This is a genomic window from Micromonospora sp. NPDC023956, from assembly GCF_040639195.1.
Lineage (GTDB): Bacteria > Actinomycetota > Actinomycetes > Mycobacteriales > Micromonosporaceae > Micromonospora.
On sequence record NZ_JBEZZN010000013.1, the window covers coordinates 139,241 to 161,764 of the forward strand.

A 22,524-nucleotide genomic window follows, 5' to 3' on the forward strand; every position below is an offset into this window, starting at 1 on the left:
ACTCTTTTCGATAAGGTGGGGCTCCGATGGTCGGTCACGAGGTGGACGCCACCGCCGCTGCGGTGGTCCACACCGACGGGCCCGACCGCCGGGTTCCGCTCGGGGTCGCCGACGGCGTGCTCGCCCGCGTCCGCACCGGCGCGGGCGAGTTGACCGGGGCGCTGCGCCGGGTCGCCGAGCACGTGCTCAGCGACCCGGAGGCGGCGGCCCGGGCCACCATCGTGGAACTCGCCGAACGCAGTGGCACCTCGCCGGCCACGGTCACCCGGTTCTGCCGGGCGATGGGCTTCGAGGGCTACGCCGACCTGCGGCTCGGCATCGCCGGCGAGACCGGTCGGGCCCGCTCCGCCGGCTGGACCGTCGACATCGGCCGGGAGATCCAGCCGGGTGACCCGCTCGAACGGGTGCTCGGGCAGATCATGGCCGCCGACACCCGGGCCATGCACGACACCGCCGCCCTGCTGGACCTGGCCGAGGTGGAACGGGCCGCCGTCGCCGTCGCCGGGGCCGACCGGGTGAACATCTTCGGGGCCAGCGGCAGCGCGCTGGTCGGCGAGGAGATGCAGTTCAGCCTGCACCGCATCGGCGTGGCCGCGTGGGCCTGGAACGACGTGCACGAAGGGCTGGCCAGTGCCGCGCTGCTGCGCCCCGGCGACGTGGCGCTGGGCATCTCGCACACCGGGCAGACCCGGGAGACCATCGAGATGCTCGCCGAGGCGGGCAGCCGGGGCGCGACCACCGTGGCGCTGACCGGCTTCCCCCGCTCGCCCCTGGCCGAACTGGCCGACGTCGTCCTGCTCACGGCCAGCCAGGCCACCACCTTCCGTCCCGACGCGTTGTCCGCCCGCCACCCCCAGCTGGTCGTGCTCGACCTGCTCTACGTGGCGGTCGCGCAACGCACCCACGACCGCGCCCACGCGGCGTTCCGGCGTACCGCGCAGGCGGTCGACGGGCACAAGGCCGCGCGGGCGGCCCTGCCATGACCCACGTCCGGTGGCCCACCGGGCCCACCCGCCGCACCGGCTGACCCGCACCACCGGTTCGGGACGGTCCGTCAATCGACCCGGCCTGATCCGCTCGCACCCGATCCGACTCTGACGTCAAGGAGACGACGATGTCCGTTACCCCCGAGCTCCCGGCCGACCTGAGCCGCCGCACCGTGCTGCGCCGCGCCGCCGCCGCGGGCCTGCTGGCCACTCCGGCCGTCGGCCTGCTCAGCGGCTGCGTCGGCGGCGGCGACGACGAGCCGGTCGAGCAGGCCGCCGGCGAGAAGTCCGCCACCAACCCGCTGGGCGTCAAGGAGGACGCCGCGCTGGAGGTGGTCATCTTCAACGGCGGCCTGGGCACCAAGTACGCCACCGACGTGCACATCCCGTCGTACAAGAAGGCGTTCCCCAAGGCCGAGGTGAAGCACTCGGCGACCGAGGAGGTCGGCACCGTCCTCCAGCCCCGGTTCACCAGCAACACCCCGCCGGACATGGTCAACAACGCCGGCTCGAAGCTGATGGACCAGGGCGCGCTGGTGCAGGCCGGTCAGGTGCAGGACCTCACCGATCTGTTCGACGCCCCCTCGCTGGACGACCCGTCGAAGAAGGTGCGGGACCTGCTCATCCCCGGCACCGTCGAGCAGGGCACCTTCAACGGCAAGCCGTTCGTGCTGAACTACGCGTTCACCGTCTTCGGCCTCTGGTACGACAGCGCGCTGTTCGAGAAGAACGGCTGGACCGTGCCGAAGACCTGGGCCGACTTCACCGCCCTCTGCGACAAGATCAAGGCTGCCGGGATCACCCCGTACTCGTACGCCGGGGCGAACGCCGCCTACTACCAGTACCTCGTCCTGCTCACCAGCGCCGCCAAGATCGGCGGCCCGGACGTGCTCAAGAACATCGACAACCTGGAGGACGGCGCCTGGCAGGCCGAGCCGGTCAAGCAGGCCGCCGCCGCGTGGGCCGAGATCGGCGCGAAGTACGGCAACAAGGCGCACCTGGGTCTCAAGCACACCGAGGTCCAGCTCCAGCAGAACCAGGGCAAGGTGGCGATCTACCCGAGCGGTTCCTGGCTGGAGAACGAGCAGGCCAAGGACACCCCGCCCGGTTTCAAGTACGCGGTGATGCCGGTGCCGAGCGTGACCGCGTCCGACGCGCTGCCGCAGACCGCGATCTACGCGGCGGCCGGCGAGATGTACTTCGTGGCCGCCAAGGGCAAGAACCCGCGCGGCGGTATGGAGTACCTGCGGCACATGCTCTCCAAGGCCGGTGCGAAGGGCTTCACCGAGCTGACCAAGGTGCTCACGGTGGTCCAGGGCGCGGTCGACGGCGTGGACATCTCGCCCGGCCTGACCAGCGGCAACGCCGTGCTGGCGGCGGCCGGCAAGGACTACTTCAGCTACCGCTTCGACGCCTGGTACAAGAAGCTCGACGACGAGGCCCGCGCCGCGACCAACGAGCTGATGTTCTCCGGGGGCTCCGCGCAGAAGTTCTGCGACCGGATGCAGAAGGTCGCCGACGCGGTCAAGAAGGACTCCTCCATCGAGAAGTTCAAGCGCTGACCCGGGCGTAGCGAGGCGAGCGGAGACGAGACAACCATGCGGCATGGCAGGTACCCGTTCATCATCGGCTTCCTGGCGGCGCCGGTCGCGATCTACGTGACCTTCGTGCTGGGGCCGTACGCCCAGGCCTTCTACCTCGCCACCACCAACTGGCGCGGGGTCAGCGCGAACCCGGAGTTCATCGGTCTGGAGAACTTCGCCCGACTGCTGGACGACGACGTCTTCTGGAAGGCCATCCGGCACCACGGGCTCCTGCTGCTCGCCCTGCCGCTGCTCACGATCCTCCTCGCGCTCTTCTTCGCCTTCATGCTCAACGTGGGCGGGGGGAGCCGGGGCGGCGTGATGACCGGGGTCTGGGGGTCGAAGTTCTACCGGGTGGTGTTCTTCTTCCCTCAGGTCCTGGCGGTGGTCATCGTCGGGGTGATCTTCAGTCGGGTCTACGCACCGGACGACAGCGGCCTGCTCAACGGGGCGCTGGGCGCGGTCGGGCTCGATCCGGTGCTCTTCATGGCCAACCCGGACATCGCGCTCTGGTCGATCATCGCGGTGCTGGTCTGGCAGGCGGTCGGCTTCTACGTGGTGCTCTTCTCGGCCGGCATGTCCTCGGTGCCGAAGGACATCTACGAGGCGGCCACCATCGACGGTGCCGGGCGGACGGCGATGTTCTTCCGGGTGACCCTGCCGCTGCTCTGGGACACCCTCCAGGTCGCCTGGGTCTACCTGGGCATCGCCGCCTTCGACGCCTTCGCCATCGTGCAGGTGCTCTCCGTCGACCAGGGCGGTCCCGACGGGGCCACCACGGTGCTCGGCATCGAGATCTACCGCAACGCGTTCAGCTACTCCCAGTTCGGCTACGCCTCGGCGATGGGCGTGGCGCTGTTCTTCCTGACGATCACGTTCGCCGCGCTCACCCTGCGCGTCAGCAAGCGTGACACGATCGAGCTGTAGAGGCGGCACCGATGACGACGGAGATCGCACCCAGCGCGCCGACCGCCCCGGTCGGATCCGCCCCGGGGGGTCGTAAGCACACCGCCGCCCGCCGGCAGCGCTCCGAGGTGGGATTGTTGACCGGGCTGGGCCAGCTGGCCCTGGTGGTCTGGGCGATCCTGGTGATCGCCCCGCTGCTCTGGACGGTCCTCGCCTCGTTCAAGAGCAACACCGAGATCTTTCTCGGCAACCCGTTCGCGCTGCCCGGCGCGTTCAGCTTCGACAGCTACGTCCGGGCGTGGAGCGAGGCGAACGTCGGGCGGTACTTCCTCAACAGCGTGTTCGTGGTGACGCTGAGCACCGCCGGCACCATGCTGCTCGGGTCGATGGCCGCGTACGTGCTGGCCCGCTACCCGTTCCCGGGCAACCGGGTGATCTACTACCTGTTCGTCTCCGGGTTGGCGTTCCCGGTCTTCCTCGCCCTGGTGCCGCTCTTCCTGGTGGTCAACAACCTCGGGCTGCTGAACACGTACACCGGGCTGATCCTGGTCTACATCGCGTACTCGCTGCCGTTCACGGTGTTCTTCCTGGCCGCGTTCTTCAAGACGCTGCCGAACTCGGTGGCCGAGGCCGCGATGATCGACGGGGCCTCGCACACCCGGCTGTTCTTCCAGGTCATGATGCCGATGGCCCGTCCGGGCCTGGTCAGCATCGCGATCTTCAACATCATCGGTCAGTGGAACCAGTACCTGCTGCCGGTGGCGCTGATGCAGGGCGAGGGGGCGGACCGCAAGTGGGTGCTCACCCAGGGCATCGCCAGCATCTCCACCTCGGCGGGTTACCAGGCCGACTGGGCGGCGCTCTTCGCGGCGCTCACCCTCTCCATCCTGCCGATGATCATCGTGTACGCCTTCTTCCAGCGTCAGATCCAGTCCGGCCTCACCGCCGGAGCGGTCAAGTAGTCGCCGTGGTCGCGGGCCGCCGGAGAGCTGGGGTGAAGGGCGATCTCGATGTTCCGGCGGCGCCTCGACCCCGGCGCGGCCCGCGCCCGCCTGTCGCTTTCGTCCAAGACCCCGGGTGGCTCGCCCGATAACCTCCGGAGGCGGCCGGGGACGGGCTGGTCCTCCGGCCGGTCTGCGGTACTCGACGACGGATGCGGAGATTGTGGTGACGCGCGAACTGGTGTGGACCGGGTTCATCTCGCTGGACGGGATCGTGGACTCGCCCGGGGGGACGGCCGAGGGACACCCGAGCGGGGGATGGGTGTTCCGAACGCCGTTCGACGCCGGTTCCTTCTCCCTCAAGGGCGAGGAGCTCCAGGAGACCACCGCGCTGATGTTCGGACGCCGCAGCTACGAGGCCTTCGCCTCGGTGTGGCCGAAGTCCGACGATCACGCGGAGTACCGGGAACTCCCGAAGTACGTGGTGTCCACGACGGTGGCCGACGACGCCCTCGTCGACCAGTGGGGTGACCAGCACATCCTGCGCTCGGTGGCGGACGTCGCCGCGCTCAAGGAGACCGCCGGTGGTGCGATCTTCGTCCACGGCAGCGCCGAGCTGGCGCGCGGCCTGGCCGACGCCGGTCTCGTCGACCGGTACAACCTGCTGGTCTTCCCGGTGCTGCTCGGCGAGGGGAAGAGCGTGTTCCCCCGGCGGGGGCAGGCGGAGCAGCGGCTAGCGTTGCGCGAGTCGGCCGCCTACCCCAACGGCGTCCTCAAGGCCGTGTACGACGTCGTCCGCTAGGTGCGACAACGCGATCGCACCGCCGAGGCGGCCCCGGAGCTGCCCGGCGGTGCGTCCCACGTACCGCCGGAGCGCCCGCGCGAGGTGCGGTTCGTCGTAGTAGCCGAGCAGAGCCACCACGACGCTCACCTCCTGGCCCGACGACAGCAGGTCCGCGGCGGTCCGGGCGCGTTCGATCTGCCCGACAGCACCGCGGGTGAGCCCGGTGACGGTACGGAACCTCCGTTCCAGGGTCCGGGACCCTCCGGCGGGGAGACGGCCGTCCAGGGCCGCCGTCACCAGCGGATCCCGTACGAGGACGCCGCTGCGGACGAGCTGCGCCACCAGCGCTTCGGCATCGTCGTCGACGCGTGGCGTCTGCCAGCGCTCGCCGTCGAGCCAGAACCGCCCCGCCGCCGTGTCGGGCAGCTCCAGACCCGAATTGACGAACGACGACGTGGGCGCCATCCGCAACGCGGTGCCGACGGCGAACTGGACGCCGACGAAACGGGCATCCGCCGGAACGGGCGCCATTCGGGCGCGCTCCTCCGGACCCGTGACGGCCGCGTACGACGTCCCGTCGCTCTCCCAGAACACGAGCCCCCAGGTCTCGCTCGCGACCGAGGTCATCTGCGGCCCCCCGGCGCTGCGGCTGGCCCACACCGAGGAGATCCACGGAGACTCCGAGGAGCGCGACGTGATCAGCAGTCCCACGTCGGGAACCCTATGACACCGGGTGGTCCGCACCGTCGGGGTGCAGCGGGCGGGTGAGCGACCCACCCGCACGGGGCCGACGGGGTTCCGGGCGACGGCCGGGCCTCGCTGGTTCGTGGGCCGACCCCGGTCGGGGCAGGTGTGCCCCGCGCACCGGTCGGTGCGTGTCGGTGGGCGGGGGCAGGATGGAGGCGTGCTGGTCGCGGTGGTGGCGGGGGAGGGCGGCGGGGGCGTGCTGTGCCCGCTGCGACCGGACGGGCAGCCGGCCGGGCCGCCCGAGCCGGTGACCGACCTCGCCGCCGCCGTCGCCGCGCGGGAGGCCGCCGACCGGCCCCGCTGGGTCTGGGCGTCGGCGGCGACGGTCTACCCCGCTCTGCTGCGGGCCGGGGTCCGGGTCGAGCGCTGCCACGACCTCGAGCTGACCGAGGCGCTGCTGCTCGGACACGCCGGCCGCTGGGGCGAGCCGCGCTCGCTCGCGGCGGCCTGGGCCCGGCTGACCGGCGCGCCGGTGCCGCCGGACCCGCCGCCGCGCCCACCCGCACCGCCCGGCGACGGCCAGGGGGCGCTCTTCGACGCACCGTCCGGCCCGACCGGTCCGGGCATCGCGGCGTCGACCCGGGTGTACGCCGACCAGCTCGCCCGGATCGCCGTCACCACCCACCCCGGCCGGTTCCGGCTCCTGGTGGCCGCCGAGTCGGCGGGCGCGCTGATCGGGGTGGAGATGGGGGCGGTCGGGCTGCCCTGGCGGGTCGACGTGCACGACGCCATCCTCACCGAGTTGCTCGGCGAGCCGTCCCCGGTGGGCGGCCCGCCGCGCCGGCTGGCCGAGCTGGGGGCCCGGATCGCCGAGGCGTTCGGGCTGCGGCAGCTGCACGCCGACTCTCCGGCCGAGCTGCTGCGCGCCTTCGCCCGAGCCGGCGTCGACCTGCCGAACACCCGGGCCTGGGTACTGCGCGGGGTGGAGCATCCGGCGGTACCGCTGGTCCTGGAGTACAAGGAGCTCTACCGGATCTGGACGGCACACGGGTGGGCCTGGCGGGACGCCTGGATCCGCGACGGCCGGTTCCGCCCCGAGTACGTGCCCGGCGGGGTGGTCTCCGGCCGGTGGGCCACCCGGGGCGGTGGGGCGTTGCAGATCCCGAAGGTGATCCGCCGGGCGGTGGTGGCCGATCCGGGGTGGCGGTTCGTGGTGGCCGACGCCGGGCAGTTGGAGCCCCGGGTGCTCGCCGCGGTCTCCGGCGACGAGCGGTTGGCGGCGGCCGGCGGAGCCGGCGACCTCTACGCCGCCCTGGCCCGGGACGCCTTCGGCGGGGACCGGGCGCGGGCCAAGCTCGCCCTGCTCGGTGCGATGTACGGGCAGACCGGCGGCGCGGCGGTGCCGGCGCTGGCCGTGCTGCGCCGGCACTATCCCACCGCCTTCTCCTACGTCGAGGCGGCGGCCCGCACCGGGGAGGCCGGCGGGCTGGTCCGGTCCTGGCTGGGGCGGACCTGCCCACCCGGGTCGGTCGGTCCCGGTGACGACCCGGCGGGGGAGGACGGCCACGTCGACCCGCAGGGGCCCCGGGCGCGGGCGGCCCGCTCCCGGGGGCGGTTCACCCGCAACTTCGTCATCCAGGCGACCGCCGCCGAGTGGGCGTCCACCCTGCTCGCCACGCTGCGGACCGCGCTGGCCGGCACCGACGCCGAGCTGGTCTTCTTCCAGCACGACGAGGTGGTCGTGCACTGTCCGGCGGGTCAGGCGGACGCGGTGACCCGGGCGGTGGGCGACGCCGGCACCCGGGCGGCGGCGCTGCTGTTCGGGGCCACCCCGGTCCGGTTCCCGCTGGACCTGTCGGTGGTCGACTGCTACGCCGACGCCGACTGAGCGCCGGGACGGGTGGCAGGCGGAAACGTGTACTAAATATCCGATTCGCCCCGCCACCGATGGGGTGCGGCGGTCGTTGCACCCGGTGTGCGAATCGCAGGAATGATCATCGCGGCAGGCGGGGGCCGGCGGATCGGCGGGCCCGAGGCACTGCTGCGCCTCGGGGATCGTCCCCTGGTGGACCGGATGGTCGACACGATGACCGAGGCGGGCTGCACGCCGACCGTGGTCGTCCTCGGCGCGGCCGCCGACGAGGTGCGCCGGACCGCCGACCTGACCGGGGCGACAGTGGTGGTGAACCAGGCCTGGGGAACCGGGGTCGGCTCGTCCATCCGGGCCGGTCTCGCCGCGCTCACCGACGACGCCATCGAGGCCGTCGTGGTGGTCCCGGTGGACATGCCCGGCCTCACCACGGAGGCGGTCCGCCGGGTGGTCGCGCTGCCGTACCCGGACGTGCTGGTCTGCGCCACCTACGGCGGGCTGCGCGGTTACCCGATGCTCTTCGGACGCCGGCACTGGGCCGGCATCGCCACGCTGGCCCGCGCCGATGTCGGCGCGCGACCGTACCTGCTGGCCCACAAGGACCTGATCGTCGACATCGGCTGCGACGCGGTGGCCGACGGCAGCCGGGTCGACTCCCCGGAGCTGCTGACGCTCTACGGGCTCACCGTTCCACCGCAACGGATGGGTGCCTGAACGGACGTCCGGACCGTCCGCCCTGACTGATCAGCCAGAGTTGGCTGGCGCCGCCGGCTGACGGGCCGCGCGGGCCCGCCGCTGACTGCTATAACAGGGCGCCGACCTGCGGGATCACACGACGGGGGACACGATGGAGTTCGACGACGCCGGGCCCGACGAGGGCCGCCTGCCGGCCTGGTCCCGGCGGGCGGTGCTCGGCACCGGTCTGGTGGCGGGAACCGGCCTGGTGACCGGAACGGTGCCGATGCGGGGTGGGCCGGCCGTCGCCGCGGTGCCGGGCCCTCGCTGGGTGACCCCCACGGCGTCGGTCGTGGACCCGGCCCACGAGCTGAGCCCACCGCTGCCGGGCGACCAGATCGGCCGGGCGCCCCGGGTGAGCGGGTCCCGGCTGCGTGCGCTGACCCCGAAGCGCCGGTCCGAGGTCGAGTCGTCGGCGCCGGGCGAGGGACGCACCTTCAGCCCGTCCTCGACCATTCCCTTCCAGTTCCGGTACGACGACTTCGAGATCCGGGACCTGCCGACCGAACTGCGGCCGTACTACCGGGCCACACCGGTGCCGCTGGTGGACACCGGCACGCACGACGCCGAGGGCGTGCGGACGATGGTCACGGGCGGCAGGATGCACGACCACCCGGTCGCCCAGGCCCAGTACGGCATCGCCCTGCTGGAGAGCCACCGGCTGACCGGCAACGTCGCGTATCTCGAACGCGCCATCAAGCAGGCGCAGCGCCTGGTCGACCGGCGCAAGGTGCGGGACGCCGCCTGGTTCTACCCGTACGGCTTCGACTACGCCCTGCACGCCGTGTACGACCTGTTCCGGCCGCCGTGGTACTCGTGCATGGCGCAGGGGCAGGCGCTCAGCCTCTTCGTCCGGCTCCACGAGGTCACCGGCAACTCCTCCTGGCGGACCGCCGCCGACGCGACCTTCGCGTCGTTCCTGCTCCCGCCGGTCGCCGGCAAGCCCTGGGGCGTCTGGACGGTGGACGGGCTGCTCTGGCTCGAGGAGTACCCGTACCCCAACGCGGTGAAGGGCGACCGCACCTACAACGGGCACATGTTCGCGGCGTTCGGGCTCTGGGACTACTGGCGGCTCACCGGCAACACCGACGCCAAGCTGCTCCTGCAGGGCGCGCTGACCACCGCGCGGGACGCGTACGGGGCCATCCGGAACCGCAACTGGCGCAGCAAGTACTGCCTGCTGCACGCCCGGGACTCCGGGAACTACCACACCACGCACAGCATCCAGCACGTGCAGCTCTACGGGATGACCGGCGACGAGTACTTCGCCCGGATCGCCGACCTGTACTACACCGACTTCCCGCCCATCGGCGTCAAGGCCAACGTGCGGATGACCCCCGGTACGCACACCGCGTACAAGTTCTCCAGCACCGGCTCCGCGCTCGGCAGTCGCAACCTGACGCTGACCCGCAACAGCACCGCGCCCTGCACCGAGCGGCAGCGGGTCAGCGGTCGTAGCGGCATCTGGTACGCGATCAGCGCCGGCACCTTCGCCGGGTACCACCTCCAGGAGACCCGGGGCGCGCGGTACGCGATCGGGGTCAACGCCGCGATGACCTACCTCGTACCCCGGCTCGGCACGGTCGTCCCGGCGTCGCTGGTCTCGTACTCGATCGACGCCAACGGCGCGATGGCCTCGGCACCGACCGGCCTGGTCGCCGGTGACCAGGCCGCGTTCGACATGCGCGCGGTGCTGAACGGGGTCGAGCACCTGCGGCTCGCCTCCGGTGACCACGCCGGCCGCTGGGTCGGCTACTCCACCATCACACCGGCCTCGTAGGGGAGCCCGGTCGACAGGTGACCGTCCGGGGGCGGGTTCCGCTGGCACTGGCGTCCGCGCTGGTGCTCGCGGCCTGCACCCGGTCGGCACCACCGCCACCGCCACCGCCGTCGCCCACCCCGCCCGCCTTCGCCAGCGAGATCCGGCCGGTGACCGAGGCGGAGGTGGCGCGCAGTTGGCGGCCGGGGTGTCCGGTGGGCCCCGAGCGGCTGCGGCTGGTCCGGCTGACCCACTGGGACTTCGCGGGACAGCCGCGCACCGGCACCCTGGTCGTGCACGAGGCGGTCGCCGCCGACGTGGTCACCGTCTTCGACGCCCTCTTCCGGCAGCGCTTCCCGATCCGGCAGATGCGGCCGGTGGACGTCTACGGCGGTGACGACGCCGCGTCGATGGCCGCCGACAACACCTCCGGGTTCAACTGCCGTCGGGCGGTGACCGAGGGGGCGGCGAGCTGGTCGACCCATGCCTACGGGCGGGCGATCGACGTCAACCCGGTGGAGAACCCGTACCTGTTCGGCGGTCAGGTCCTCCCTCCGGCCGGCGCCGCGTACGTCGACCGAGCCGCGTACCGGCCGGGGATGGCGGTACCGGACGGCGTCCTCGTCCGGGCCTTCGAGGCGGTCGGCTGGTCCTGGGGCGGTGTCTGGTCCCACCCCGACTACCAGCACTTCACCACCGGGCGCTGACGCCGTAACCGCGTCCGTCCTGCTGCCATGCGGCGCAACGTATCGAAACGCGTCTGTCTAACTCTTGACATTCATGAATGAGTTCGCCAGTATCCGAAATTGGTGTAAGCGCTTTCACTCTGTGCCCGTCTCGGTCTGCCCGAGCGAATGGCCGAACACGGGCCGGTTGCATTGGAGGTTGTCCCATGGCGACGTGGACGCGGCCACTGGCGGCGCTCGGACTCGCCGCTGTCCTGCTCGTCGCCGGCTGCGGCCGGGACGAGGACAGCGGCGCGGAGGGCCCCGGCAGGAGCATCGGCGAGGGCCGGGCGACCGGCGAGGTCACCGTCTGGGCGATGGGCACGGAGGGCGAGAAACTGGGCGTCCTCGCCGACGCCTTCATGAAGGAGAACCCGGACGCCAGGGTCAAGGTGACCCCGATCCCGTGGGACGGGGCGCACGACAAGATCGCCACCGCGATCGCCGGCCGGCAGACCCCCGACATCAGCCTGGTCGGCACCACCTGGATGGGGGAGTTCGCCACCACCGGTGGGCTCGACCCCACCCCGGCCGACCTGGTCGCAAAGGACGACTTCTTCCCCGGTGCCTGGGACACCACCCTGGTCGACGGCACCTCCTACGGCGTCCCCTGGTACGTCGAGACCCGCCTGCTCTACGTCAACAAGGCGGTCGCGGCGAAGGCCGGGATCACCACCGCCCCGCAGACCTGGGAGGACCTGAAGACCGCGATCACCGCGCTGAAGACCCGAGGTGGCGCCCGGTGGGGCGTCTCCTTTCCGCCCGGCGGCCCCGGCTCCTGGCAGACGGTGCTCCCGTTCGTCTGGCAGAACGGCGGGGACGTCCTCTCCGGCGACAGGTTCGCCCTCGACAGCCCCGCCACCGTCGAGGCGCTCGGCTACTACCAGTCCTACTTCGCCGAGGGCCTGAGCCCGAAGGACCTGCCGCAGGGCACCCTTGACGCGGAGTTCGTCAAGGGCGACGTCGGGGCGTTCGTCTCCGGCCCCTGGCACCTCAACCTGCTCAGGGAGCAGGGCGCGGCCGACAACTTCCAGCTCTGGCACATGCCCAGGCGGAAGTCGGCCACCTCGTTCGTCGGCGGCGGCAACCTCGCGGTCTTCAAGGACGCCAAGAACCGCGACGCGGCCTGGAAGTTCGTCGAGTACCTGTCCCGCCCGGACGTGCAGATCACCTGGTACCGGACGGCGTCGGACCTGCCGTCGGTGAAGCAGGCGTGGGAGGACCCGGTGCTGGCCGACGACCCGCACCTGGCCGCGTTCGGCAGGCAACTGGAGGACGCGAAGTCGCCCCCGGCGATCGCCACCTGGGAGCAGGTCGCGGTCGGCCTGGAGAGCGAGGTGGAGAAGCTCACCAAGACCCGCACCAGCCCGCAGGACGCGGCCCGCGCGATCCAGCAGAAGGCCACCGCGATCGGGACCGGAGCCTGACGTGCCGGCACCGGGCCGGAACCGCACCGGGCGTGGCGGCGCGACCCACCGGGGGCTCACCGGCTGGGCGTTCGCGCTGCCGTTCGCCGTACCGTTTGCGATCTTCCTGGTCGGCCCGGTGCTCGTCTCGCTGCTGATGAGTCTCACCGACATCCGCCTGGCCGACCTGCGCACCCCGCTGGCCGTGGAGTTCGTCGGGTTGGAGAACTACCTGCGCCTGGCCGACGACGAGGTGTTCCTGAAGTCGGTCCGGAACACCGCGCTGGTGGTGCTCCTCGGTATCCCGCTCACCCTGGGGCTCGGCCTGGCTGTGGCCCTCGGGGTGAACTCCGGGCTGACCCGGTTCACGGCGCTGTTCCGGGTCGGCTACTACCTGCCGGTGGTGACCAGCATCGTCGCCGTCTCGGTGGTCTGGCGGTTCGTCTACCAGAAGGACGCCGGCCTGGTGAACGGGTTCCTCGGGCTGTTCGGGATCACCGGCCCGAACTGGCTGGAGAGCCCAGGCCTGGCCCTGCCCGCGCTGATCGTGATGATCGTCTGGCGCGGACTCGGATTCCAGATGGTGATCTTCCTGGCCGGGCTCCAGGCCATCCCCGAGCAGCTCTACGAGGCGGCCCGGATCGACGGGGCCAGCGCCTGGCAGCGGTTCCGGTACATCACCCTGCCGATGCTCAAGCCCACCCTGCTGCTCTCCACCGTCATCGGCACGGTGGGCCTGATGCTGGTCTTCGAGGAACCCTTCGTGATGACCCAGGGCGGACCGCTGCACTCCACCGTCTCCGTCTCGCAGTACGTCTACAGCCAGTTCGGGTTCGGCAACTACGGCTACGCCTCCGCGATGAGCTACGTGCTCTTCCTCGCCGTCGCGGCGCTCGGCGTGGGCTGGTTCCGCCTGCTCAAGTCGGACTCCTGAGGAGCGGCACGTGGCCACCCCCGTGATCGACGACGCCACCGTCCGGCCGGCGCCGGCGACGGGCCGTACCCGCCGTTCCCGTGACCGGGTCGCGGCGACCGTCCTGCACCTGCTGCTCGGCGCCGGGCTGCTGCTGATGGTCGGCCCGTTCCTGTGGATGCTGGTCTCCTCGGTCAAGCCCGAGGGCGAGATCCGCCGGGTCCCGCCGACCTGGTGGCCGGAGGCGGCCACGCTGGAGAACTACCGGGAACTGTTCGGCCGGCTGGACTTCCCGCAGTACTTCACCAACTCGGCGGTCGTCGCCACCCTGGTGACCGTCGGCAACGTGCTGATCTGCGCGGCCACCGGGTACGCCCTGGCCAAGCTGCCGTTCCGGGGTCGGCGCGGGCTCTTCGTCGCCGTGGTCGGGACGATCATGGTGCCGCCGGTGGTCTGGTTCATCCCGGTCTTCGTGCTGGTCAGCAATCTCGGCCTGGTCAACACGTACGCGGGCCTGGTACTGCCGAACATCGCCCAGGCGATCAACGTCTTCCTGATGCGGCAGTTCATGCTCTCCGTACCCGACGAACTGTTGGAGTCGGCACGGATCGACGGGGCCGGCGAGTGGCGGATCTTCTGGCGGATCGTGCTGCCGCTGTCCCGGCCGGCCATGGCCACCGTCGGCATCCTCACCTTCCTCGGCTCGTGGAACAACTTCCTCTGGCCGCTCGCGGTCGCCACCACGGAGGACAGGTACACCCTGCCGGTGGCGCTCGCGCTCTACAGCGTGGGGCAGAACGAGGCCCGGTACGGGCTGCTGCTGGCCGGTTCGGTCGTCGTGGTGCTGCCGATCCTGCTCGTCTTCCTGGTCCTGCAACGCCACTTCGTACGGGGCATCGCCACCACCGGTCTCAAGTGACCCACACCCGCAGGAGGTTCCGATGAAACGCAGGTCCGTGCTGACGCTGGCCGCCGGTGCGTCGGCGGCGCTGCTCGTCCCGTCCGGGGCGACCGCGGCCCCGGCCGACCTGTCCGGCGGCCGTGACCGGCGACTGCTGCTGCGCTACGCGGCCGACACCTGGCGGTCGATGACCGCCATGGTGGACCCCGGCACCGGCCTGGTCGCCGACAACATCGACGCCGACCTGACCGCGGCGACCCGGTCCCGGTACACCTCGCCGACCAACGTCGGCTGCCTGATCTGGTCGGCGGTCGCCGCCCGGGAGCTGGGCGTGATCTCCCGGGGCACGGCACGCCGGTACATCAGGGCGGCCCTGGACACGCTGGCCCGCCTGGAGCGCCACCCGTACTCCGGGATGTTCTACAACTGGTACGACCCGGCCACCGGGCAGCTGCTGCGCACCTGGCCGGTGGACGGCTCGACGGTGCACCCCTTCCTGTCCAGCGTGGACAACGCCTGGCTCGCCGCCGCGCTGATGGTGCTCGGCAACGACGACCCGGCACTGCGCGCCCCGGCCGGACGGATCCTCGCCGGGATGGACTTCGGCTTCTACTACGACGCCAACGCCCGGGGTGCCGACTTCGGCGCCGGCCTGCTGCGCGGCGGGTTCTGGCCGGAACGACCGCCGAACGGCGGGGTCGAGGACAACTACCGTGGCCGGGGCCCGAACGTCTGGTACACCGGCCACCACTACGGCACGCTCAACAGCGAGACCCGGATCGGCAGCTACGTGGCGATCGCACTCGGCCAGGTGCCCCGGGAGCACTACTTCGCCATGTGGCGCACCTTCGAGCCGAACTGCGACTGGTCGTGGCAGGAGATGAAACCGGTCGGCGAGCACCGCGAACTGCTCGGCATCCGGGTCTTCGAGGGCGCGTACCGGCACCGGGGGCGGCAGTACGTGCCGAGCTGGGGCGGCTCGATGTTCGAGGCGCTGATGCCGGACCTGCTCGTGCCGGAGGCGCGGTGGGCACCGGACAGCTGGGGCCGCAACCACCCGGTGTTCGTCCAGGGGCAGATCGACCACGGCCTGCACGAGGCCCGGTACGGGCACTGGGGCTTCTCGCCGTCCTCCGACCCGGCCGGCGGCTACCGGGAGTACGGCGTCGACCCGATGGGCCTGGACACCGACGGCTACACCAGCGACCAGGAGCGCACCCGGGTCAACCTCGGCTTCGAGGGCTGCCGGGACGCCGACCCGCTCCCGACCGGCTACGGCGACGGCGTGGTCACCCCGCACGCGGTCTTCCTCGCCCTGCCGTACGCGCCGGGCGAGGCGGTGGACCAGTTGGCCCGGCTCCGCGCCGACTTCGACTGCTACGGCCCGGGCGGCTTCCACGACGCGGTGGCGGTGCGCAGCGGCGCCGTCGCCCACCGGCACCTCGCCCTCGATCAGGGCATGGTGCTGGGCGCGCTGGGCAACCTGCTCGCCGGTGACGCGCTGCGGCGCCGGTTCGCCCCGGGCCGGGCGACCGAACAGCTCCGCCCGCTGCTCGGGATCGAGGAGTTCGCCGTACCGGTCGGGTGAGCACCACCCGGGATCGTGCCGCCGGTCCGACCGGCGGCACGCCCGGGAGTCGACGGGGTGACCGGAAGTCGGCGCCGCGGCCGGGAGTCGACGGCCCACCACCACGAGGGAGAGGACGAGGATGGGCAACGAGCAGGTGGCCACGCCGACCGGGGACGCCCGCGCGGACTGGGAGGCCCGCATCGGGCTGCGCCGGCAGGACGGCGGTGGCCGGGAACCGCTGCCGCCGCCGAGCGGGCTGCGCGCCTCGGGCGGACGCGGACAGGTGACCCTCGACTGGGCTCCGGTGCCCGGCGCGGTCGGCTACCTCGTCCACCGGGCGGACCGGTCGGACGGCCCGTACCTCCCCCTCGACCACCAGGGCGGCGACGTGCTGGCGGTGCCGCACCCGCCGTACGCCGACACCACCGGCGAGCCGGGCCGCACCTACCACTACGCGGTGGCCACGCTGGCCGACGTGGACGTGTGCGGGCAGCCGGGGGCCGGCGTGGCCACCGCGTCGGTGCCCGACGGCCCGGCCGCCGTCCGGGTCACCGTCGACGCCGCCGGTTCCGACGGGCCGGTGCACCGCCCGTGGCGTCGCATGATCGGCGCCGAACGCCTGAGCCAGCTGCGCTGCGCCGACACCACCGGCGGACGGCCGATCGGCACGGAGTTCGCCGAGGCCCTGGCGATCGTCCGCCGGGAACTGGGCGTCCGGACGGTCCGCGCGCACGCCGTCCTGCACGACGACGTCGGGGTCTACCGGGAGGTCGACGGCCGGCCGGTGTACGACTTCTCCCGGGTCGACGAGATCTACGACACCCTGCTCGGCCTCGGTCTGCGTCCGGTCGTGGAACTCTCCTTCATGCCGGCCGACCTGGCCCGGGACCCGGCCCGCACGGTCTTCGCCTACGGCGCGATCGTCTCCCCGCCCCGGGACTGGGACCGCTGGGCGGACCTGGTCCGCGCCCTCGTCGCGCACCTGGTCGACCGGTACGGGCTGACCGAGGTGCGCGGCTGGGAGTTCGAGGTGTGGAACGAGGCGAACCTGGAGGTGTTCTGGGCCGGCACCCGGGAGGAGTACCTGCGGCTGTACGAGGTGTCCGCCCGCGCGGTCCGGGACGTCGACCCGGAGCTGCGGGTGGGCGGCCCCGGGTCGGCCGCCGCCGCCTGGAACGGCGCGCTGCTGGAGCACGTGGCCCGCACCGGCGCTCCGATCGACTTCCTCTCCACCCACACCTACGGCAGCCCGCCGCTGGACCTGCGTCCGCTCTGCGTGGCCGCCGGCCGGCCCGACCTGGAGCTGCTCTGGACCGAGTGGGGCATCACCCCCACCCACTTCAACCCGGTCACCGACGGGGTGTTCGCCGCAGCCTTCCTGCTGCGCGGGATGCGCTCGGCCGCGGGCCGGGTCGAGGCGCTGGCCTACTGGGTGGCCTCCGACCACTTCGAGGAGCTGGGCCGGCCGCCCCGGCTGTTCCACGGCGGCTTCGGCCTGCTGACCGTCGGCAACCTGCGCAAGCCCCGGTTCTGGGCGCTGGCCGCGCTCGACCGGCTCGGTGACGACCAGCTGCCGGTGACCGTCGACGGCGACGGGGCGGGCTCCCTGGTCGAGACGTGGGCGGCCCGGCACGCCGACGGCCGGGTGCACGTCCTGATCTGGAACGGCACGCTGGACCAGTCGAAGTCGGGTGGTGCACGGGCGCTGGACCGGGACGTGCGGGTGGACGTCGGTGGGCTCGCCGACCGGCCGTACCGGGTGGCGCACTGGCGGGTCGACGCCACGCACTCCAACATCGAGGCGGTCTGGGCGCGACACGGCGGCGGGGACTGGCCGGACGACGCCCAGTGGTCGCTGCTGCGGGCGGCCGACGGCTTCGACCGGTACGAGCCGGACACCGAGACGCGTCCGGCGGACGGTGTCCTCGGCTGGGCCTTCTCGCTGCCCATGCCGGGGTTCTCGCTGCTGGAGCTGGTGCCGCTCGACTGAGCCACCCGACGACGGTCCCGGCGGAGGCGACTGGGGGTGGCGGCGGTGGCGGCGGTCCCCGGCGGCTGCGGCGGCAGTGCGGTGTCGCCGCCCCCGGCGGCGGTGCGGTGTCGCCGCCCCGGACTCCGGCGGTCCGCGCCGGGAGCCACCGTGACCAGGCCCGACCCACCCGGAGGCCGTAGCCTGGAGGACGGGAGAGTGTCGACGACGCGGAGTGGTGGGTGACGAGACCGGACAGGAACGCGGTCGGACGGTCGGACGGGCCGCACCGTCGCCGTCCGACCGTCTACCAGGTGGCGGAGTTGGCGGGAGTGTCGATCGCCACGGTCTCCCGGGCCCTGCGGGCCGACGAGCCGGTGGCGCCGGAGACCCGGCAGCGGGTGCTGGCCGCCGCCCGGACCCTGAACTGGTGGCCGAGTCGGGCCGCGCAGACCCTGGCCGGTGAGGCGCACGACGCGGTGGCGATCATCATGCCCGACCTGGCCGGCCCCTACTACGCCCAGGTCGTCGCCGGGTTCGAGTCGGAGGTGGTCGGGCGGGACAGCGTGGTGATGGTGCTGGCCACGCACGGACGGGCCGCGTCCGAACGGCTGGTGCGCGATCTCGCGTCCCGGATCGACGGGCTGGTCGTGATGGGGGAGAGCGTCCCGGAGCCGACCCTGCACGAGGTGGCCGCACAGGTGCCGGTGGTGCTGCTGGCCCGCCCGGCGCTGCCCGATGTCACCACGGTCAGCTGCGAGAACGTCCGGGCGGCGGAGGAGCTGACCCGGCACCTCTTCGACCACGGACGGCGCCGGCTGCGCTTCGTCGGTGACCCGGAGGGCACCCCGGACGTGCGGGAACGGTGGACCGGGTTCGTCCGGGCGCACACCGACGCGGGCGTGCCGTTGGTCGCCGGGCCGGTGGAGTGTGAGCGCCTCGAGGCGGAGAGCGGCTACCGGGCGGGACTGGTGGTCCTCCAGGATCCCAGCGTGGACGCCGTCTTCTGCGCCAACGACGAACTCGCCTCCGGGGTGTACCGGGCCGCCGCCGAGGCCGGGCGGACCGTGCCCGGGGACCTCGCGGTCACCGGCTGGGACGACGTGACCCTCGCCGCCCACCTGTCGCCGCGCCTGACCACGGTGCGTCAGCCGATGCGGGAGCTGGGAGCCGCCGCGGCGCGGCTGCTCTTCGAGCAGATCGGCGGGGCCCGGACACCGCGCACCGTGCAGCTCGACACCGAGCTGGTGATCCGGGCCAGCTGCGGCTGCCCGGCCTGACCGGGAGACCCGGGAGGCCCACCCCCGGGAGACGCCGGGAAGCTCCGGGAGTTCCGCGCTCCGGCCGTCGCCGGGGGCGCGGGGGCCGTCACGGCCGGTCGGTCGGGAACAGGCCGGCGAGCAGGTCCTCGACGCGGGCCCTGATCTCGTCGCGGATCGGGCGGACGGCGTCGACGCCCCTGCCGGCCGGGTCCTCGAGCTTCCAGTCCTCGTAGCGCTTGCCCGGGAAGACCGGGCAGACGTCGCCGCAGCCCATCGTGACGACGACGTCGGAGGACTCGACGGTGTCGTGCCCGAGCAGCTTGGGCCGCTGGTCGGTGAGGTCGACGCCGACCTCGCGCATGGCTTCGACGGCGGCCGGGTTGACGTTCTCGGCGGGGGCGGAGCCGGCCGAGCGGACCTCGACCCGGTCGCCGGCGAGGTGGCGCAACCAGCCGGCGGCCATCTGGGAACGGCCGGCGTTGTGGACGCAGACGAACAGGACGCTGGGCCGGTCGGACACGGGGATTCCCTCTCGGTCGACGGTGCGGGCGATGGGCTGGGACCGGGCCGGCCGGGTGGCGAGCCGGTACGGCGTGCCGGTCACGGCCGCCGCCCGGGGGCCGGGGTGGGGAAGAGACGCCGGCGCAGGGCCAGGCTGACGTACACGAGCGCGACGAGCACCGGGACCTCGATGAGCGGGCCGACCACGCCGGCGAGGGCCTGGCCGCTGGTGACGCCGAAGGTACCGATCGCCACGGCGATGGCGAGTTCGAAGTTGTTGCCGGCTGCGGTGAAGGCGAGGGTGGTGGTGCGCGCGTAGCCCAGGCCGACGGCGCGGCCGAGGGCGTAGGAACCGGCCCACATGATCGTGAAGTACGCGAGCAGCGGTACGGCGATCAGCGCCACGTCCCACGGCCGGTCGGCGATGGCGTCGCCCTGGAGCGCGAACAGGACGACGATGGTGAACAGCAGGCCGTAGAGGGCGACCGGACCGATCCTGGGCAGGAGGGTCGACTCGTACCAGGTGCGCCCCCGGGTCCGTTCGCCGAGGCGACGGGTGAGGTAGCCGGCCAGCAGCGGGACGCCCAGGAAGACGAGGACGTTGCCGGCGATGGCCCAGCCGGATACCTCCAGCCGGGCGCCGTCGAGGTGCAGCCAGCCCGGCAGCACGGACAGGTAGAACCAGCCGAGCAGGCCGAACGCGAGGACCTGGAACACCGAGTTGAGCGCGACCAGGACGGCGGCGGCCTCGCGGTCGCCGCAGGCCAGGTCGTTCCAGATGATGACCATGGCGATGCAGCGGGCCAGCCCGACGATGATCAGGCCGGTCCGGTACTCGGCGTGGTCGGCCAGGAAGATCCAGGCGAGGGCGAACATGACGGCCGGGCCGAGCACCCAGTTGAGCAGCAGCGACGAGACGAGCAGGCGGCGGTCGCCGGTCACCGCGTCGAGCCGGTCGTAGCGGACCCTGGCCAGCACCGGGTACATCATGACCAGCAGGCCGAGGGCGATCGGCACGGAGACGCCGCCGACCGTCACCGCTTCCAGCGCGTCGTCCAGGCCCGGGACGACCCGGCCGAGCAGCAGTCCGGCCGCCATGGCCAGGCCGATCCACAGCGGCAGGAACCGGTCGAGCCGGGACAGCCGGGCGACGACCGGCGCAGGGGCGTCGTCGGTGGTGGTGGCGGTACGGGTCATGTCAGCCGGCCCGGAGGGTGTCGGTGGTGGTGGCGGTACGGTTCACGTCAGCCGGCCGGAAGGTGTCGGCGGTGGTCCGCGCCTGCGCGGCGAGGTCGGCGAGGTGCAGGGCGGCGCCCTGGACGGCCTCGGGGACGAGCCGGTAGTAGGTGAACCGGCCGCGCGGCTCGGCGACCACGACACCGGCCTCCCGCAACTGCCGGAGGTGCCCGGACACGTTCGGCTGCTTGGCGCCGGTGTCGGCGACCAGGTGGGAGGTGGTGGCCGGGCCGTCGGCGAGGATCCGGACGATCCGCGCGCGCAGCGGGTCGGCCAGCAGCCGCACCACATCAGGACTCGCTGATATCAGCGGAACCTGATTCGTGGGTGGGTGGCGGTCGCCGGCCGGGGGCGGGCCGGGCGCGGTGGAGCGGGGCTGCGCGGACACGGAGCCGACGAGCAGGTCGCCCAGGGGGGCGAGGGCTTCCCGGCGTGCGCGGTAGTAGACCCAGGTGCCGCGCCGCTCGGTGTCCACCATGCCGGCCTCGCGGAGCACCCGCAGGTGGTGCGAGATGGTCGCGCCGGTGACCTCGAAAGCCCCGGTCAGGTCGCAGACGCAGACCTCGGGGGTGGAGGCGATCAGCGACAGCAGGCGCAGCCGGACAGGGTCGCCGAGCGCCCTGAACAAAGGGGCGAGTTCACCGGCGACCTGTGGCGCGAGCGCCTGTGCCCCCAGCGGGGGGCGGCAGGCGAGCGTCGCGGCGGTCGCCTGCACCGGAGGAGCGGACATGGGCCTAGCTTGACAGGCGTCTAATCAATGAGCAAGCGGCGCATGCTGGTTCGACCAGGATCGGCGTGCCCGGCCGAGCAGCGGCGCGGCGGGCACGCCTGCTACTGCCCCGGTCGGCTCAGATCTCGGTGGTGAAGCGGTCCAGCACCGAGGGGGCGACCAGGCCGATGGCGGCGAGGACGGAGACCACGGTGAGCACCGAGCGGACCACCACGACCTCGGTCTTGCTGCCGGCGCGCAGCGCGATGCTGTTCGGCAGGCCGATCGGCGTCCACATCCGACGCTTGATCGGAATGGGCCAGAGGATCGGCACCCCGGCCTTGGTGACCATGTCGCCGATGATGTGCACGAAGCAGCCCACCCCCATGGCGAGCCCGATCATCGGGTAGCCCCGGTCGCCGGGCAGGTTCGCGAAGGTGTACCAGGCGGCGGCGGCCGACGTCAGCGTCACGATCACCCAGCCGGCCCGCTCCGCCCAGCGGTCGAAGAGGCCGCGCAGGGCGAGGCCGATCATGAAGAACAGGATGCCGACCACCGCCCACTTGCCGTACGCGGTGCAGAGCGCGGTGGTGCCCCAGCCCACCAGGACGGTGAACGGGATGGTGTGGGTCAGCGTCCGGTGCCCGTTGCTGCGTTTCGGGTCGCGGCTGAGCTTGGTCGCGTAGTAGACGCCCAGCGAGATCTTCTCGATCACCTCGGCCACGAAGAGCGAGAAGACCCCGAAGGTGCGGGCGACCGTGGCGCCGCCCTGGTTGCGGGTCACCTTTCCGGAGAGGTCGAGGTCGGGGAAGAGGGCACCACCCGCACAGACCGCCGTACCGACGGCGAGCGCCAGGGTGGACTGCTCGTAGTCGGCGAAGTGTTCCAGCGCCAACGACCCGCTCAGCCACACCGCCGCGCCGGAGAGCGCGTGCGACGGTCCCATCATGTCGGTCATCCTCCCCCGGAGATCGTGATCGACAAGTTACGGCACCGGGGCGACATTCCGGCTGTCGGGTTCTCGTCCGTCGGTGGTGGACGGCGCGGTCCGACCGCGGCCTGCGGGAAGGCCGCGGTCGGA

20 protein-coding genes and 1 pseudogene are annotated in these 22,524 nt (G+C 72.5%); 15 read left to right on the top strand and 6 right to left on the bottom strand.

The features are described 5' to 3' along the window. Window positions 1–26 precede the first annotated feature (26 nt). The 5 genes from AB0F58_RS23415 (at window position 27) to AB0F58_RS23435 (ending at window position 5,218) form a co-directional block, all read left to right on the top strand. Window positions 27–983 (top strand): MurR/RpiR family transcriptional regulator, encoded by a 957-nt coding sequence (locus AB0F58_RS23415; RefSeq protein WP_357146624.1) that lies wholly within the window; start codon window positions 27–29, stop codon window positions 981–983. Window positions 984–1,114: 131 nt separating this feature from the next. After that, window positions 1,115–2,548, top strand: coding sequence for an N-acetylglucosamine/diacetylchitobiose ABC transporter substrate-binding protein (ngcE, locus tag AB0F58_RS23420; protein WP_357146626.1), 1,434 nt, complete (start codon window positions 1,115–1,117; stop codon window positions 2,546–2,548). Between the two features lie 36 nt (window positions 2,549–2,584). Then, window positions 2,585–3,496, top strand: coding sequence for a sugar ABC transporter permease (locus AB0F58_RS23425; protein WP_357146629.1), 912 nt, complete (start codon window positions 2,585–2,587; stop codon window positions 3,494–3,496). A gap of 11 nt (window positions 3,497–3,507) precedes the next feature. Then, the gene (locus tag AB0F58_RS23430) at window positions 3,508–4,437 is read left to right on the top strand and encodes a carbohydrate ABC transporter permease (RefSeq protein ID WP_357146632.1); all 930 of its coding nucleotides are present in this window, start codon (window positions 3,508–3,510) and stop codon (window positions 4,435–4,437) included. Between the two features lie 205 nt (window positions 4,438–4,642). Further along, a complete protein-coding gene (locus AB0F58_RS23435; protein WP_357146635.1) occupies window positions 4,643–5,218 on the top strand; it encodes a dihydrofolate reductase family protein in 576 nt (191 codons plus the stop codon). Here the strand turns inward: AB0F58_RS23435 and AB0F58_RS23440 are convergent. Further along, window positions 5,150–5,911 (bottom strand): helix-turn-helix domain-containing protein, encoded by a 762-nt coding sequence (locus AB0F58_RS23440; protein ID WP_357146638.1) that lies wholly within the window; start codon window positions 5,909–5,911, stop codon window positions 5,150–5,152. The two genes, AB0F58_RS23435 and AB0F58_RS23440, sit on opposite strands and share 69 nt — an antisense overlap. Before the next feature lie 193 nt (window positions 5,912–6,104). On the opposite strand from AB0F58_RS23440, the gene AB0F58_RS23445 reads away from it, so the two are divergent. The 10 genes from AB0F58_RS23445 to AB0F58_RS23490 all read left to right on the top strand — a co-directional run bounded on the left by AB0F58_RS23445 (window position 6,105) and on the right by AB0F58_RS23490 (window position 19,015). Further along, window positions 6,105–7,775 carry a bifunctional 3'-5' exonuclease/DNA polymerase gene (locus AB0F58_RS23445; protein ID WP_357146641.1) on the top strand — a complete coding sequence of 557 codons (1,671 nt, stop codon included), beginning with the start codon at window positions 6,105–6,107 and terminating at the stop codon, window positions 7,773–7,775. 102 nt (window positions 7,776–7,877) lie between these two features. Next, entirely contained in the window at window positions 7,878–8,471 is a 594-nt protein-coding gene (locus AB0F58_RS23450) for a nucleotidyltransferase family protein (protein WP_357146644.1), read from the top strand. 133 nt (window positions 8,472–8,604) lie between these two features. Next, window positions 8,605–10,272: a D-glucuronyl C5-epimerase family protein gene (locus AB0F58_RS23455; RefSeq protein WP_357146646.1), complete on the top strand. Its 1,668-nt coding sequence runs from the start codon at window positions 8,605–8,607 to the stop codon at window positions 10,270–10,272. 17 nt (window positions 10,273–10,289) lie between these two features. Then, window positions 10,290–10,958, top strand: a complete 669-nt coding sequence (locus tag AB0F58_RS23460) for a M15 family metallopeptidase (RefSeq protein ID WP_357146649.1) — start codon at window positions 10,290–10,292, stop codon at window positions 10,956–10,958. 185 nt (window positions 10,959–11,143) lie between these two features. After that, a complete protein-coding gene (locus tag AB0F58_RS23465; protein ID WP_357146651.1) occupies window positions 11,144–12,403 on the top strand; it encodes a sugar ABC transporter substrate-binding protein in 1,260 nt (419 codons plus the stop codon). 1 nt (window position 12,404) lies between these two features. Continuing rightward, window positions 12,405–13,316: a sugar ABC transporter permease gene (locus tag AB0F58_RS23470; RefSeq protein ID WP_357146654.1), complete on the top strand. Its 912-nt coding sequence runs from the start codon at window positions 12,405–12,407 to the stop codon at window positions 13,314–13,316. 10 nt (window positions 13,317–13,326) lie between these two features. Next, window positions 13,327–14,214 (top strand): carbohydrate ABC transporter permease, encoded by an 888-nt coding sequence (locus tag AB0F58_RS23475; protein WP_357146657.1) that lies wholly within the window; start codon window positions 13,327–13,329, stop codon window positions 14,212–14,214. A gap of 22 nt (window positions 14,215–14,236) precedes the next feature. Next, on the top strand, window positions 14,237–15,784 hold the full coding sequence (locus AB0F58_RS23480) for a glucoamylase family protein (RefSeq protein WP_357146660.1): 1,548 nt from the start codon (window positions 14,237–14,239) through the stop codon (window positions 15,782–15,784). 121 nt (window positions 15,785–15,905) lie between these two features. Beyond that, window positions 15,906–17,756 carry a xylan 1,4-beta-xylosidase gene (locus AB0F58_RS23485; protein ID WP_357146663.1) on the top strand — a complete coding sequence of 617 codons (1,851 nt, stop codon included), beginning with the start codon at window positions 15,906–15,908 and terminating at the stop codon, window positions 17,754–17,756. Window positions 17,757–17,977: 221 nt separating this feature from the next. Next, the gene (locus tag AB0F58_RS23490) at window positions 17,978–19,015 is read left to right on the top strand and encodes a LacI family DNA-binding transcriptional regulator (RefSeq protein ID WP_357146666.1); all 1,038 of its coding nucleotides are present in this window, start codon (window positions 17,978–17,980) and stop codon (window positions 19,013–19,015) included. Window positions 19,016–19,103: 88 nt separating this feature from the next. Here the strand turns inward: AB0F58_RS23490 and AB0F58_RS23495 are convergent, their stop codons facing one another. The 5 genes and pseudogenes from AB0F58_RS23495 to AB0F58_RS23515 form a co-directional block, all read right to left on the bottom strand. Beyond that, window positions 19,104–19,517, bottom strand: coding sequence for an arsenate reductase ArsC (locus tag AB0F58_RS23495; RefSeq protein WP_357146669.1), 414 nt, complete (start codon window positions 19,515–19,517; stop codon window positions 19,104–19,106). A gap of 80 nt (window positions 19,518–19,597) precedes the next feature. Beyond that, on the bottom strand, window positions 19,598–20,695 hold the full coding sequence (arsB, locus tag AB0F58_RS23500; protein ID WP_357146672.1) for an ACR3 family arsenite efflux transporter: 1,098 nt from the start codon (window positions 20,693–20,695) through the stop codon (window positions 19,598–19,600). Between the two features lies 1 nt (window position 20,696). Further along, window positions 20,697–21,122 carry a metalloregulator ArsR/SmtB family transcription factor gene (locus AB0F58_RS23505; protein WP_357146778.1) on the bottom strand — a complete coding sequence of 142 codons (426 nt, stop codon included), beginning with the start codon at window positions 21,120–21,122 and terminating at the stop codon, window positions 20,697–20,699. A gap of 30 nt (window positions 21,123–21,152) precedes the next feature. Then, a pseudogene (locus tag AB0F58_RS23510) lies at window positions 21,153–21,464 on the bottom strand (metalloregulator ArsR/SmtB family transcription factor); the annotation flags it as partial. 118 nt (window positions 21,465–21,582) lie between these two features. After that, complete coding sequence (locus AB0F58_RS23515; RefSeq protein WP_357146781.1) at window positions 21,583–22,392, bottom strand: metal-dependent hydrolase; 810 nt, start codon at window positions 22,390–22,392, stop codon at window positions 21,583–21,585. Window positions 22,393–22,524: the final 132 nt, after the last annotated feature.

Coding starts and splice junctions, on each gene's coding strand:
- arsB (WP_357146672.1), bottom strand. CDS start 20,695: ATGACCCGTACCGCCACCACCACCGACGACGCCCCTGCGCCGGTCGTC.
- AB0F58_RS23425 (WP_357146629.1), top strand. CDS start 2,585: ATGCGGCATGGCAGGTACCCGTTCATCATCGGCTTCCTGGCGGCGCCG.
- AB0F58_RS23480 (WP_357146660.1), top strand. CDS start 14,237: ATGAAACGCAGGTCCGTGCTGACGCTGGCCGCCGGTGCGTCGGCGGCG.
- ngcE (WP_357146626.1), top strand. CDS start 1,115: ATGTCCGTTACCCCCGAGCTCCCGGCCGACCTGAGCCGCCGCACCGTG.
- AB0F58_RS23450 (WP_357146644.1), top strand. CDS start 7,878: ATGATCATCGCGGCAGGCGGGGGCCGGCGGATCGGCGGGCCCGAGGCA.
- AB0F58_RS23465 (WP_357146651.1), top strand. CDS start 11,144: ATGGCGACGTGGACGCGGCCACTGGCGGCGCTCGGACTCGCCGCTGTC.
- AB0F58_RS23455 (WP_357146646.1), top strand. CDS start 8,605: ATGGAGTTCGACGACGCCGGGCCCGACGAGGGCCGCCTGCCGGCCTGG.
- AB0F58_RS23430 (WP_357146632.1), top strand. CDS start 3,508: ATGACGACGGAGATCGCACCCAGCGCGCCGACCGCCCCGGTCGGATCC.
- AB0F58_RS23515 (WP_357146781.1), bottom strand. CDS start 22,392: ATGATGGGACCGTCGCACGCGCTCTCCGGCGCGGCGGTGTGGCTGAGC.
- AB0F58_RS23415 (WP_357146624.1), top strand. CDS start 27: ATGGTCGGTCACGAGGTGGACGCCACCGCCGCTGCGGTGGTCCACACC.
- AB0F58_RS23485 (WP_357146663.1), top strand. CDS start 15,906: ATGGGCAACGAGCAGGTGGCCACGCCGACCGGGGACGCCCGCGCGGAC.